At 60.2% G+C, this 651-nt stretch carries 1 protein-coding gene; it reads right to left on the reverse strand.

Annotated features, from left to right (window positions below):
• Nucleotides 1-42: 42 nt before the first annotated feature.
• On the reverse strand, nucleotides 43-651 hold a 609-nt coding region (locus B3520_RS05330; RefSeq protein WP_286875573.1), incomplete at its 5' end, for an ATP-binding protein.

Raw genomic sequence — 651 nt, forward strand, 5'->3', positions numbered from 1 at the left:
GGCCGCATCCGCCGTCACCCAACCCAAAGTTGCCACAACGCTTCATCCCTTCCGCCGATCCAACGTCCGATACCCCAACGCCTCACTGATATGCACCGTTTCCAGGGACTCACTCCCCGACATGTCAGCCAGCGTCCGCGCCACTTTCAAAACGCGATGATACGCCCGGCTCGATAACCCGAGCTTTTCAATCGCATCCTCCAGCAGGTTCTTATTGGCCGGCGTCAGCGCACACACCCGCTCCAGCTCAGGCACACTCAACTGATGGTTGGCTTTGCCCTGCCGGTCCAGCTGCCGCTGCCGGGCGGCAATCACCCGTTCGCGCACAACGGTACTGCGCTCGCCTTCACCTTTACTCTGCAGCTCCCCGCGTTTCAGTAACCGAACCGGTACGTGCATATCAATGCGATCCAATAGCGGACCGGAAATTTTGTCCCGGTAGCGACGAATCTGATCCGGCGTGCAGGTGCAGTCGCCTTCGGCCGCACCGTGGTAACCGCACGGGCAGGGGTTCATGGCCGCAACCAACTGGAAGCGGGCCGGGTAGACCGCTTGGGCCTTTGCGCGAGAGATGCGTACCTCACCACTCTCCAATGGCTCGCGCAACACCTCCAATACATGCCGGTGAAATTCCGGTAACTCATCCAGAAA

Source organism: Marinimicrobium sp. UBA4509, assembly GCF_002388575.1.
Taxonomy (GTDB): domain Bacteria; phylum Pseudomonadota; class Gammaproteobacteria; order Pseudomonadales; family Cellvibrionaceae; genus Marinimicrobium; species Marinimicrobium koreense.